The 12362-nt window shown below is 68.7% G+C and carries 11 protein-coding genes; 1 reads left to right on the top strand and 10 read right to left on the bottom strand.

Annotated elements, in window-relative coordinates:
• Window positions 1-116: 116 nt before the first annotated feature.
• Window positions 117-1418: a cardiolipin synthase ClsB gene (gene clsB / locus LRR16_RS04760; RefSeq protein WP_064572617.1), complete on the bottom strand. Its 1302-nt coding sequence runs from the start codon at window positions 1416-1418 to the stop codon at window positions 117-119.
• A gap of 304 nt (window positions 1419-1722) precedes the next feature.
• Here clsB and mobB point away from each other — a divergent pair, with 304 nt between their 5' ends.
• Window positions 1723-2250 carry a molybdopterin-guanine dinucleotide biosynthesis protein B gene (gene mobB / locus LRR16_RS04765; RefSeq protein WP_232204933.1) on the top strand — a complete coding sequence of 176 codons (528 nt, stop codon included), beginning with the start codon at window positions 1723-1725 and terminating at the stop codon, window positions 2248-2250.
• Window positions 2251-2284: 34 nt separating this feature from the next.
• Here mobB and LRR16_RS04770 read toward each other — a convergent pair whose 3' ends face one another.
• The 9 genes from LRR16_RS04770 to LRR16_RS04810 all read right to left on the bottom strand — a co-directional run bounded on the left by LRR16_RS04770 (window position 2285) and on the right by LRR16_RS04810 (window position 12232).
• Window positions 2285-3076, bottom strand: a complete 792-nt coding sequence (locus LRR16_RS04770; RefSeq protein ID WP_006579302.1) for an endonuclease/exonuclease/phosphatase family protein — start codon at window positions 3074-3076, stop codon at window positions 2285-2287.
• Window positions 3073-3606: a dihydroneopterin triphosphate diphosphatase gene (nudB, locus tag LRR16_RS04775; RefSeq protein WP_064572614.1), complete on the bottom strand. Its 534-nt coding sequence runs from the start codon at window positions 3604-3606 to the stop codon at window positions 3073-3075. The genes LRR16_RS04770 and nudB overlap by 4 nt, the downstream gene beginning before the upstream one ends.
• 308 nt (window positions 3607-3914) lie before the next feature.
• A complete protein-coding gene (locus LRR16_RS04780; protein ID WP_064572612.1) occupies window positions 3915-4799 on the bottom strand; it encodes a hypothetical protein in 885 nt (294 codons plus the stop codon).
• Between the two features lie 178 nt (window positions 4800-4977).
• Complete coding sequence (gene aspS / locus LRR16_RS04785) at window positions 4978-6786, bottom strand: aspartate--tRNA ligase (protein WP_023264446.1); 1809 nt, start codon at window positions 6784-6786, stop codon at window positions 4978-4980.
• Between the two features lie 46 nt (window positions 6787-6832).
• A complete protein-coding gene (locus LRR16_RS04790) occupies window positions 6833-7543 on the bottom strand; it encodes a DUF502 domain-containing protein (RefSeq protein ID WP_232204934.1) in 711 nt (236 codons plus the stop codon).
• Between the two features lie 13 nt (window positions 7544-7556).
• On the bottom strand, window positions 7557-7889 hold the full coding sequence (locus tag LRR16_RS04795; RefSeq protein ID WP_232204935.1) for an FmdB family zinc ribbon protein: 333 nt from the start codon (window positions 7887-7889) through the stop codon (window positions 7557-7559).
• A 257-nt stretch (window positions 7890-8146) separates the two neighbouring features.
• Window positions 8147-9583: a sodium:solute symporter family protein gene (locus LRR16_RS04800; protein ID WP_023264259.1), complete on the bottom strand. Its 1437-nt coding sequence runs from the start codon at window positions 9581-9583 to the stop codon at window positions 8147-8149.
• A gap of 281 nt (window positions 9584-9864) precedes the next feature.
• Window positions 9865-11439 (bottom strand): ubiquinone biosynthesis regulatory protein kinase UbiB, encoded by a 1575-nt coding sequence (gene ubiB, locus LRR16_RS04805; protein WP_064572606.1) that lies wholly within the window; start codon window positions 11437-11439, stop codon window positions 9865-9867.
• Between the two features lie 109 nt (window positions 11440-11548).
• Entirely contained in the window at window positions 11549-12232 is a 684-nt protein-coding gene (locus tag LRR16_RS04810; RefSeq protein WP_232204936.1) for an SCP2 domain-containing protein, read from the bottom strand.
• Window positions 12233-12362: the final 130 nt, after the last annotated feature.

The raw sequence follows: 12362 nt of genomic DNA on the forward strand, positions 1-12362 counted from the left end.
TCTAAACCGCGCGCCGGCCGAACTGCGGTGCAACATCCGGCGGTCCGCATCGGTGGCGAGGCCGACGTGCCGGTGCGCGCCGCATTTTGCCGCAAGGCAGCACCGGCATGCCACGCTCAGTAGCGGCCAGCGGCCCCGGCCACCATGACGCCGAAGCGCAACAGCATGTACGCCATCCAGTCCAGGCAGCGCCGCAGGCGTCCGCGGCGGGCATGATCCTCGGGCACGACCCGGGCGCTGCGCAGCGCGATCGCCCGTTCCAGCTCGCGGCGCAGCCCGGCGGCAAAGGCCTCGTCGTAGACCGCGACATTGGCCTCGCGCGCCAGCAGCAGGCTGAACGGATCCATATTGCTGGAACCGACCGTCGCCCAGCTGTCGTCGACCACCGCGACCTTGGCGTGCAGGAAGCTCTCGGCGTATTCGTGGATCTCGACGCCGGCCTCGAGCAGCGTCGCGTACAGCGCGTGGGTCGCGTAGTGCTGCAGCCTGTATTCGACCATGCCTTGCAGCAGCAGCCGTACCCGCACGCCGCGGCGGCGGCAGGCCAGCAGCGCGCGCCGCATCTTGGCCCCGGGCAGGAAATAGGCGTTGGCGATGATCACGTCGTGCCGCGCCGCGCCCAGCGCCTGCAGATAGGCGCGCTCGATGGTGCGGCGGTTGCGCAGGTTGTCGCGCAGCAGCAGCGCGGCGCGCACGCCGCCGCCGTCGGCCGGCGCGGGCAGCGGGCCCTGCGGCAGCGGAAACTCGCCGGCCAGGCCCGACAGGCCGCCGGCCAGCCCCCCGCCCTGCATCTCGCCGCGCAGCGCGAGCCGCCACCACAGCCGCTCGGCGCTCAGCGCGATCTGGCTCGCCAGCGGACCGGTGACCCGCACCGCGAAGTCGTAGCGCGGACCGAGCTGCGCCTCGTCGAAAGGGCCGTGATTGTGGTCGTCGATGATGTTGATGCCGCCGACAAAGGCGATGCGCCGGTCGATCACCGCCAGCTTGCGGTGCAGCCGGCGCAGATGCCGGCGCGCCAGCCGGAAGCCGCGCAGCGGCCGATAGACGCGCAGCCTGACGCCGCCCTGCTCCAGGCGCTCGACCAGCGGCGCCGGCATGTCGCCGGCGCCGAAGCCGTCGACCAGCAGGTGCACGCGCACGCCGCGCTCGACCGCGCGCAGCAGCGCGTCGGCGACCGCCTGGCCGACCTCGTCGTCGGCATAGATATAGGTCTCCAGCGAGACCGACAGCACCGCCTGGTCGATCGCCGCGATCAGCGCGGGAAAGTAGTCGGCGCCGCCGCGCAGCAGCTCGACGCGATTGCCGCCGACCGGCCGGCCGGGCCCGCCGCGCAACAGGCGGGAGCCGTGGCGCGCGTCGAGGGTCGTGGCGGCGGCCGCCTCCGTCGTGCCTTCCACCGCATGGGCGACGGCGGTCATGGAAGAGCGGACGGATTCGCTTGGGCTCTCGGGCAAGGACATGACGGCATTATCGGTCACCTGGCGGCGGAAACGCCACCCGGCGCGCAGCGGCGCGGGATGTCGAACCAGGCATCGGGTCCGGCGCGGGGCAGGCGGAACAGGACGGACGGGCGCGGCCCGACTCTGCTATCGTCGCGATTTATTCCCGACTTTGTTCCCGATTTTGTTCCCCACTTCGTTGGCGGCTGCGATGGCGTCTGCATTGACAGCCTGTCCACGACATCGTCCCACCCTCGCCCCCGCGCACTGAGCTGATTCGATCGTGAAGGTTTTCGGTATCGCCGGCACTTCCGGCAGCGGCAAGACCACCTTGCTGGACCAGTTGATCCCCCGCTTCGTCGCCGCCGGCCTGCGCGTGGCCGGCATCAAACACACCCATCACGGATTCGACCCGGACACCCCGGGCAAGGATTCGTGGCGCATGCGCGAGGCCGGCTGCGCCAATGTGGTGCTGGTCGGCGCGCGCCACCTGACGCTGATGCGCCGCTACGACGAAGGCGCGCCCTCGCCCGAACTGGCCGACGCGCTGGCGGTGCTGCCCGCCGATACCGACCTGGTTCTGGTCGAGGGATACAAGCACAGCGACGTGCCCAAGCTAGAGGTCTATCGTCCCGGCCATGGCCGGCCGCCGCTGTGGCCCGACGTGCCCGGCATCGTCGGCGTCGCCACGGACGACCCCGAGCAGGTGGCCGCGCTGACCCGGCTGCCGGTGCTCGACCTGAACCGGATCGACGCCATCGAGGCCTTCGTGCGGGAGCAGGCCGGACTGTCGCTGAAGCGAAAGCTGTAGCGCGGCTTCGCCGCCGGGCCAGCGAACCCGGCGACTAGCCGGCCGCGCCCGCCGTCTCGTCGCTGTGCCGCGGATTGACCTCGGGCACCTGCGGCCGCGCAAGCTCGGCGACCAGCGGCACATGGTCCGAGCGCTGCGCCCAGTCGCGTCCTGTCAGCACGCGGGCACGCTCGATCTCGAAACCGCGCACATAGATCCGGTCGAGCTGCCACCACGGCATATGGCTCGGAAAGGTATGCAGCCGCGACCCGCGCGCATGCGAGGCTTCCAGCGCGCCGAGCGTATTGCAGATCAGCGCGTCAAGCCGGTGGTTCCAGTCGTTGAAGTCGCCGGCGATCACCAGCGGCGCGTCCGCCGGCACCACGTTGCGCACCCGTTCGACCAGCGCCTCGGCCTGGCGCGCCCGGCTGCGCGCGAACAGGCCGAAATGCACGCAGATCAGATGCGCCTCGATGCCGTGGACATCGGCCACCGCATGCAGCAGCCCGCGCTGCTCGAAGCGATGGTCCGAGATATCGAGGTTCTCCGACATCAGGATCGGATGGCGAGACAGGATCGCGTTGCCATGGTGGCCATGGTCGTAGACCGCGTTGCGGCCGTAGACCGAATGCGGATAGGCGTCGGTCGCCAGGTAGTTCAGCTGCGTGTAGTCGGAATCAAACAGCGCGGCGGCCACCAGGCGATCGTTGCGGTCCTGCACTTCCTGCAGGAACACGATGTCGGCGTCGACCGTCTGCAGGCCGTCGCGGACGTGCTGGATGCGCGGGCGGCGCGCGAAGCCGGTCAGTCCCTTGTGAATGTTGTACGTGACCACGCGCAACTTCATCGCGTCCCTCCGGCCAGGCCGGCGCCCGCGACGGCGGCGGGGCCGGCGGCGTCCGTCGCACAGGCGGTCGCACAGGCGGTCGCCCCGGCCGCGGCGCGCCAGGCCAGCTGGCGGACCGCCTCGGCATTGCTCGACGAGAAGCAGCGCGCGGCCGCCTGCTCCCACGGCAGCCAGACCGACTGCAGATGCTCGCGCGGCGCCAGCGTGACCGGCAGCGGCCGGTCGACGCACAGGCCGAACCAGTGCTCGACGTTGCGCGTGACCCCGGGCGCGTAGCGATGGCGCCATTCGGGGTAGATCTCGTATTCGATATGGTGGCCCCAGTCCTGCAGCCGGTGCTCGCTCGCGACGATGCCGGTCTCCTCGGCCACCTCGCGGGCGGCGGTCAATGCCAGGGGTTCGTCGGGGGTATCGAGGCTGCCGGTGACCGATTGCCAGAAGCCGGGACGGTCGGCCCGCTCCAGCAGCAGGACCTGCAGATCGGTCGTATGAATCACGACCAGCACGGATTCGGGAATCTTGTAGGGCATGGGATCGGACGGGAACAGGCTGACAAGCTTAACGCAGTTGCCTGATGGCGCCACCGGGGTTAGTCCGACAAGCCCTGGAGGCGTGGGGGTGATGTGATGAAGAAGGCACGGAGGGGTGCTCTCGGTGTCCTCCCTCTCCCCTCAGGGGGAGAGGGTTGGGCAGAGGGGGGGTGGTTTTCATACCGCGAAGGCATAACGACCGCCCCCTGCCCTCTCCCCCGCCCCTCTTCCGCAAGCGGGAGAGGGGAGAAAATCGTTGGGATCGGACTGACTCTCCCGGCAAGCAAGAGAGCGACAAAACCTGGCGCTCAGGCGCGCTCTTCCCGGACGGAAGCTTCGCGCACCCAGCTGTCGAACACGTCGGGTGAGTCGCCGTGGCCCCAGGCGGCGCGCAACTGCTGCATCAGCGGCGCCAGCGATTCGGTGTAGCGCGCCGCGGCCGCGTGCGCCTCGGTCGCCAGCGCCTCGGCGGCCTGGGTGGCGCGCGCCTGCATCTCGGTGCGGGCCTGTGCGACCTCCTTCTCGCGCTGGCCCAGCGCGTGGTACTTCTGGATCAGGAAGCGCTGGTAGTCGCCGCCTTCGCCCTGCGGGGCCTGCGCGGCCTGGGCGTTCACCTGTTCGAAGCGCAGCACGATGCTGGCGGTCTCCTGCTCGATCTGCGCGGCCTCGGCCACCAGCGCCTGGGCCGCGTCCTGCAGCGCCAGCGCGTCGCGGCGGCGGGCCTGCAATTGCGCGGCCATCGTTTCGAAGGTGCGCTGCGCGGCCAGGTAGGCCTGCACCACGGGCTGCGGCGCCACCACCAGCAGCGGATCGGCCCCGCTGCCGCGGCGGCCCGGCAGCAACGCGTCTTCGGGCAGGCGCAGGTTGCCGACCTCCTCGAGCCAGCGCCCGCGCGCCATCACCGCCGCCACGGTGTCCAGCGCCACGCGCCGCAGCGCCTCGGCGCGCTGCATCTGCACCGCGCCGCCCTCGGCCGCCGCGCTGCCGACCTGGGCGGCATGCGCGATATCGGGAACGCAGGCGGCCACCGTGGTCGCCACCGATTCCGACATCGCCTGCGCGGACCTGCGCACCGCGCGGCGCAGCTCGAAGCGCGCCAGCAGCATCATCACCAACCCGGCGACCAGCCAGGTCAGGATCGTCTCCGCATGCTGCAGCAGGAATTGGCGGATCAGTTCGATATCCAGTGTCACCTTTGTTCTCCGTTGTCAGGCGCTGCTGCCGGTGGCAGCCCGATGGATGACCCAGCGAGGTGGCCGATCGTTCCCACGGGAAACAATTGGAAACCTCGATCGCCCTCCCCAGCCTACACAAACAAAAAACGGCCGCGCTCGCGCACGGCCGTCGTCTCTCGCTAGCTCGCCAGCGGCATCACGCCGAAGCCTTCGGCTCGGGCGTGCGCAGCCGGATATGCAGCTCGCGCAGCTGCTTCTCGTCGACCGAGCTCGGCGCCTGCGTCAGCAGATCCTGCGCGCGCTGGGTCTTCGGGAACGCGATCACGTCGCGGATCGAATCGGCGCCGGCCATCATCGTGACGATGCGGTCCAGGCCGAAGGCGATGCCGCCATGCGGGGGCGCGCCGTACTGCAGCGCGTCCAGCAGATAGCCGAACTTGGCGCGCGCCTCTTCCTCGTTGATCTTCAGCGCGCGGAACACCTTGCTCTGCACGTCCTCGCGATAGATCCGCACCGAGCCGCCGCCGATTTCCCAGCCGTTGAGCACCATGTCGTAGGCCTTGGCGATGCACTTGCCCGGATCGGTGGCCAGGTATTCCAGATGCTCGTCCTTCGGGCTGGTGAACGGGTGGTGCATCGCGACCCAGCGGGCGTCTTCCTCGTCGTACTCGAACATCGGGAAGTCGACGACCCACAGCGGCTTCCACGCGTCCTCGAACAGGCCGTTGGCCTTGCCGAATTCCGAGTGGCCGATCTTCAGGCGCAGCGCGCCGATCGCGTCGTTGACCACCTTGGCCTTGTCGGCGCCGAAGAACAGGATGTCGCCGTCCTGCGCGCCCGAGCGCTTCAGGATCTCCGCGATGGCGGCGTCATGCAGGTTCTTGACGATCGGCGACTGCAGGCCGTCGCGGCCCTTGGCCACTTCGTTGACCTTGATCCAGGCCAGGCCCTTGGCGCCGTAGATCGCGACGAACTGCGTATAGGCATCGATCTCGCCGCGCGAGATCTGGCCGCCGCCGGGCACGCGCAGCGCGACCACGCGGCCGTTGTCGCTGTTGGCCGGACCCGAGAACACCTTGAAGTCGACGTCCTTCATGACCTCGGTCAGCTCGGTGAATTCGAGCTTGACGCGCAGGTCCGGCTTGTCCGAGCCGAAGCGGGCCATCGCCTCGCGGAACTCCATCACCGGGAAGCGGTCGTCCAGCGCCACGCCGATGGTGTTCTTGAACACCGTGCGGATCATGTTCTCGAACAGGTCGCGGATGTCCTGCTCGGTCAGGAACGAGGTCTCGCAGTCGATCTGCGTGAATTCCGGCTGGCGGTCGGCGCGCAGGTCCTCGTCGCGGAAGCACTTGGTGATCTGGTAGTAGCGATCGAACCCCGACACCATCAGCATCTGCTTGAACAGCTGCGGCGACTGCGGCAGCGCGAAGAAGTGGCCCGGGTTGACCCGCGACGGCACCAGGTAGTCGCGCGCGCCTTCCGGCGTGCTCTTGCCCAGCATCGGCGTCTCGATGTCGATGAAGCCCTGCTCGTCCAGGTACTTGCGCACTTCCATCGCGACCTTGTAGCGCAGGCGCAGGTTGTACTGCATCTGCGGGCGGCGCAGGTCCAGCACGCGGTGCGTCAGGCGCGTGGTCTCCGACAGGTTGTCGTCGTCGAGCTGGAACGGCGGCGTGACCGACGGGTTCAGCACGGTCAGCTCGTGGCACAGCACCTCGATCTTGCCCGAGGTCAGGTTGGCGTTCTCGGTGCCGGCCGGGCGCGCGCGCACCTTGCCGGTCACGCGGATGCAGAACTCGTTGCGGATGTCCTCGGCGACCTTGAACATCTCCGGGCGGTCCGGATCGCAGACGACCTGCACCAGCCCTTCGCGATCGCGCAGGTCGATGAAGATCACGCCGCCGTGGTCGCGGCGCCGTTGCACCCAGCCGGTCAGGGCCACTTCCTGGCCGGTCAGTTGTTCGGTCACGAGACCGCAGTAGTGAGTTCGCATGGAGGACATAGGAGAAATTCCCGGTAAGGCGCGGCCGCGCTCGGGCGGCCCGCGGTCAATTGGAGTGCGATGGGTCGGCGGCGGACACGTTGGCCGCGGCGCCGGCAGCGGCGCCGGCGGCGCGGTTCGGCGCGGCCTTGCGCGGCAGCTCGGCCGGCGCGACCACACCCATCGACACGATGTATTTCAGGGCGGCATCGACGGTCATGTCGAGCTCGATGGTGTCGGCCTTGGGCATCATCAGGAAGAAGCCCGAGGTCGGATTCGGCGTGGTGGGCACGTAGACGCTGACGTATTCGCCCTGCAGGTGGTTCTGCACGTCGCCGCCGGGCCGGCCGGTCAGGAAGGCGATGGTCCACGAGCCCTCGCGCGGGTACTGCACCAGCAGCGCCTTGCGGAAGGCGTTGCCCGACGAGGACAGCAGCGTGTCGGAGACCTGCTTGACGCTGGAATAGATCGGCCCCACCACCGGGATATGGTGCAGCAGCGCTTCCCACCAGCGCACCAGGCGCTGGCCGATGAAGTTGTGCGCCAGCACGCCGACCAGCAGGATGAACAGCAGCGTCAGGATCGCGCCCAGGCCGGGCACGCGCATGCCGAACAGCTGGCGGTCGAACTGCCAGGCCTCGGGCAGCAGCGCGAGGCTCTGGTCCATCGTGCCGATGATCAGGCTGAGCACCCACAGCGTGATGCCCAGCGGCACCAGCACCAGCAGGCCGGTCAGGAACCAGGTCTTCAGTGCGGAAGTCTTCTTGTTGGTTGCCACGTTCCTTCCTGGTTCAGTGGCAGGCGCAGGCGCTGCCGCAGCCGCCGGCCGCGCTCGCCCCGCTGGCGGACGCGGACGTCTCGGCCGGCTTGGCCGCGCCGGCGTCGGCGGTGCTGCTCGCGCCCGAGCTGGCGCCCGTGCTGGCACTGCCGCCGTTGTTGCCCCCGCGGAAATCGGTCACATACCAGCCCGAACCCTTGAGCTGGAACCCGGCCGCGGTCAGCTGCTTCTTGAAGGCCCCCGCCGTATTGCAGGATGGGCAGTCGGTGAGCGGGGCATCGCTCATTTTCTGCAGCACATCGCGCCCATGGCCGCAGGCGTCGCAACGGTAGGCATAGATCGGCATCGTGGTTCTCCGGGAGATCCCCATTGGCTCAACCAGGGGATCGACAAAGGGGTCGACAAAAAATCAAAGGAAATCAACGCGCGCGGCCGGCGCGGCGTACCAGGCTGTCGCCCGCCACCGTCCGGCCATGCAAAGCCTTGAATTATAAACCGTTTGGACGCCGTTGCCGCCGGAAAAGCGGCCGGCCTGGGGCGCAGACCGGCCGATTGGCGGCCGGGGCGCAAATCGGCCGCGCGGCAGCCCTTTCCGCCGGCAAATCAGGCGATGTGCACTTCCTTGACCGGCGGGCGGTCGCCGATCCACTGCGGCAGCAGCGAGCCGAACACCATGCCGCCCAGCGAGAACAGCAGGCCGACCATCTGCGGCGGCACCGCGGCATCGGCGAAGGCAATCTCGGCGACCAGCCACGAGCTCAGTCCCAGCAGGATCGCTGCCAGTCCGCCCTGGCGGGTGGCGCGCTTCCAGAACAGGCCGAAGGCCAGCGGCACGAAGGACGACACCAGCGTGACCTTGTACGCATTCTCGACCATATGGAAGATCGACAGATGCGAGTTCAGCGCGAACAGCGTGACCGCCACGGTGAAGACCAGCACCACGGCCTGCATCACGCGCAGGAAGCGCCGGTCGTCCAGGTGGCGGAAATACGGCCGCAGGATGTTCTCGGCGAACGTCACCGACGGCGCCAGCAGCGTGGCCGACGCGCAGCTCTTGATCGCCGACAGCAGCGCGCCGAAGAACATCACCTGGGCGAACAGCGGCGCGTGATCGAGAATCAGCGTCGGCAGGATCAGCTGCGAGTCGGTATCGATAAAGCGCTGCACCATCGCCGGATCGATCAGCGTGGCCGAATACGCCAGGAACATCGGGATGAAGGCAAAGCAGAAGTACAGCACGCCGCCCAGCACCGAGGCGCGCGCGGCGATGTTTTCGGTGCGCGACGAGGTGACCCGCTGGAACACGTCCTGCTGCGGGATCGAGCCGAGCATCATCGTAAACAGCGCGGCGGCAAAGCCGATGATCTGGATCAGGTCGAGCTCGGGCAGGAATTCGAACTTGCCCGCCGCGGCCGCGTGCGACACCACCGCCGACACGCCGCCGGCCTGGCCGCTGACCTCGTAGCCGATGTACAGCATGCCGATCACGATGATGATCATCTGGATGAAATCGGTGATCGCCACCGACCACATGCCGCCGAACAGCGTGTAGATCAGCACGCTGGCGGCGCCGATCATCATGCCGGCGTCCTGCGACAGCGCGCCGTCCGAGACGGTATAGAAGACCAGCCCGAGCGCCTTGATCTGCGCGGCGACCCAGCCCAGGTAGGACACCACGATGCACAGCGTGGTCAGGATCTCGGCCAGCCGCCCGTAGCGGTTGTGATAGTAGTCGCCGATCGTCAGCAGGTTCATCCGGTACAGCGGACGGGCGAAGAACAGGCCGACCAGGATCAGGCACAGCGACGAGCCGAACGGGTCGGACACCACGCCGGACAGCCCTTCCTTCAGGAATACCGCGGGAATGCCGAGCACGGTCTCGGAGCCGAACCAGGTCGCGAACACGGTCGCGGTGACCACGTAGAACGGCAGGCTGCGGCCCGCCACGGCGAAGTCGGTCGTGTTGCGCACGCGCAGCGCGGCCCACAGGCCGATGCCGACCGAGATTACCCAGTAGATGATGACAAACCAGATCAGCATGCTGCTGCCCTATCCCAAAGAGCCCAGGGGCCAAGAAACCGAATGGCGGACGGCGGCAAGGTGCGCGCGCCCGCAGTCCAATTCATCGGTCGGGGCCGCGTGGGTGGCGGATCGGGTGCCCTGGGACGAGCACTGGCCTGCGGTCGTAGCCGAATCAAAACGCGGATTATAGCGATGCAAGCGGCGATACAAGCGCGCCCTGCCAAAAAAATCGGCAGCGGCGCGGGCCGTCGGCACGGGCTGGATCGGCGACGGCGGCAGGCCGACGCTGGGTCGAACCCTCAACCGAACCAGTCGACCAGCTGCGTGGCCACAACCGCGATCGCCACGGCGCCGATCAGCAGCAGCCCGATCGCCAGCATCCGGTTGGTGCGGCGCTGCTCGACCACCAGCGCCGCCAGCAGGCGGTCCTGCTGGCCGTTGTTGACCAGCGCGCGGCGCTCCAGGAACTGGTGCGCCAGCCGAGGAAAGTCCGGGAGCATCTTGGCCCACTGCGGCGCCTCGACCTGGATGCGTTCCCAGGCGCCCCGCCAGCCGACCTGCTCGTGCATCCAGCGCTCGAGATAGGGCTTGGCGGTCTTCCACAGGTCCAGGTCCGGGTCCAGCTGGCGGCCCAGCCCTTCGATATTGAGCAGCGTCTTCTGCAGCAGCACCAGCTGCGGCTGGATCTCGACGTTGAAGCGGCGCGAGGTCTGGAACAGCCGCATCAGCACCATGCCCAGCGAGATCTCCTTCAGCGGCTTGTCGAAGTACGGCTCGCAGCAGGCGCGCACCGCGCTTTCCAGCTCCTCGACCCGGGTCTGCGGCGGCACCCAGCCCGACTCGACGTGCAGCAGCGCGACGCGGTGGTAGTCGCGGCGGAAGAACGCGATGAAATTCTGCGCCAGATAGTTCTTGTCGAACTCGGACAGCGCGCCGACGATGCCGAAGTCCAGCGCGATATAGCGGCCGAAGGTCTCGGGCTGCACCGACACCAGGATGTTGCCCGGATGCATGTCGGCGTGGAAGAAGCCGTCGCGGAACACCTGCGTGAAGAAGATCTCGACGCCCTCCTCCGCCAGCCGGTGCAGGTCGACCCCGGCGGCCTTCAGCGATTCGGTGCGCGAGATCGGGATGCCGTGCATCCGCTCCATCACGAACACCTCGCTGCTGCAGAAGTCCCAGAACACTTCCGGCACCAGCAGCAGCTCGGTGTCCTGGAAGTTGCGGCGCAGCTGGCTGGCGTTGGCCGCCTCGATCATCAGGTCGAGCTCGTCATGCAGGTACTTGTCGAACTCGGCGACCACCTCGCGCGGCTTGAGCCGCTTGCCGTCGGCCGACACCCGCTCGATCCAGACCGCGACATCGCGCATCAGCGCCAGGTCGCTGTCGATCACCGGCAGCATGCCGGGCCGCAGCACCTTGACCGCGACCTCGCGGCCGCGATACGGGCCGGCCTTCAGCGTGGCGAAATGCACCTGCGCGATCGACGCGCTGGCGACCGGCTGGTGCTCGAAGGTCTCGAACAGCTGCGTCAGCGGCCGGCCCAGCGAGCGCTCGATGATGGCGACCGCGACGGCCGGATCGAACGGCGGCACCTGGTCCTGCAGCAGCGCCAGTTCGTCGGCGATGTCGGCCGGCAGCAGGTCGCGCCGGGTCGACAGCACCTGGCCGAACTTGACGAAGATCGGCCCCAGCCGCGTCAGCGCCAGCCGCAGCCGCACGCCGCGCGGCACGGTATCGAGCTTGCGTCCGATGGTGATGACCCTGACCAGCAGGCGGATATGCCGGTTCTGGAAACCGGACAGCACCAGCTCGTCCAGGCCGTAGTAGAAGATGACAAAGGCGATCTTGCAGAGGCGCAGGAAACGGGTCATGCAGGTCTTGTTGGTAAGCCGGCCGGATCGGGACACGCTGTTGCGCGTCGTTGCCGCCGGCGGGCGGGATTCTTGTCAGCGGTTCCGCGCTCGGCGCGGCTGGCCCGGTTCAGCGATGCGCGGACGGCAGCGGGGTGGCGCCGGCACCGGGACCAGCACCCGCACCGCGCTCCAGCCGCTCCAGCCGTTTCTCCAGCCGGGCCAGATCGTCGCGCAACGCGGCCACATCGGCACGGAAATCGTCCAGCGCGGCATGGCGGACCAGCGTCGGCTGTTCGTCCAGCAGATATTCGGTCACGTTCTCGACCAGCGCCCGCCCGACCCGCAGCGCGCCGGCGTGGGCCTGCTGCGCGCCGTCGACCAGCCGCTGCGCGACGCTGTCGCCGACGGTGCCGCCCATCACGGCACGCAAGGCCCGGGCCAGATCCTCCGCGGCATCCCAGCGCAGGCTGCGCGCCAGCGTCGACACGGTATTGGCCAGCTCGGCATCGCCCTCCAGCCGCACATGGCGCATCGCGGCGGCCTGCCCCCCGGCGGCGACGTCGGCCACCACCAGCGGCCATTGCTGCAGCGGCACGGCGATCGTCACAGACGGCGGCGGCGCGTCGGCAGCGGCCAGCGCGACCATGCCTTGCGCATCGATCCGCAAGGCCATTGCAAAGGCAGCAGCGTCGAAGCCGATCACGCGGCCGGCATATGGCGTCAGCAGCTTGCGCGCCCACGGCTCCTGTTCCAGCAGATGATTGAGCGCGGCGACGATGGGGCCGGCCAGCGCGGACGGAAGAGTGTTCATGGCGTGATGGTGCGGACCACGCCGGCCAGGCCGGCGCCAATGAAAAAGGCCCACGCGCGTTGGCGCGTGGGCCTCCATTCTAAGCCAGCGCCGGGCACATCACGCCGTACCCGGGCCTTGGCTCAAGCAG

Origin of the sequence: Cupriavidus sp. UGS-1 (assembly GCF_021213615.1) — a bacterium.
Classification (GTDB): Bacteria; Pseudomonadota; Gammaproteobacteria; order Burkholderiales; family Burkholderiaceae; genus Cupriavidus.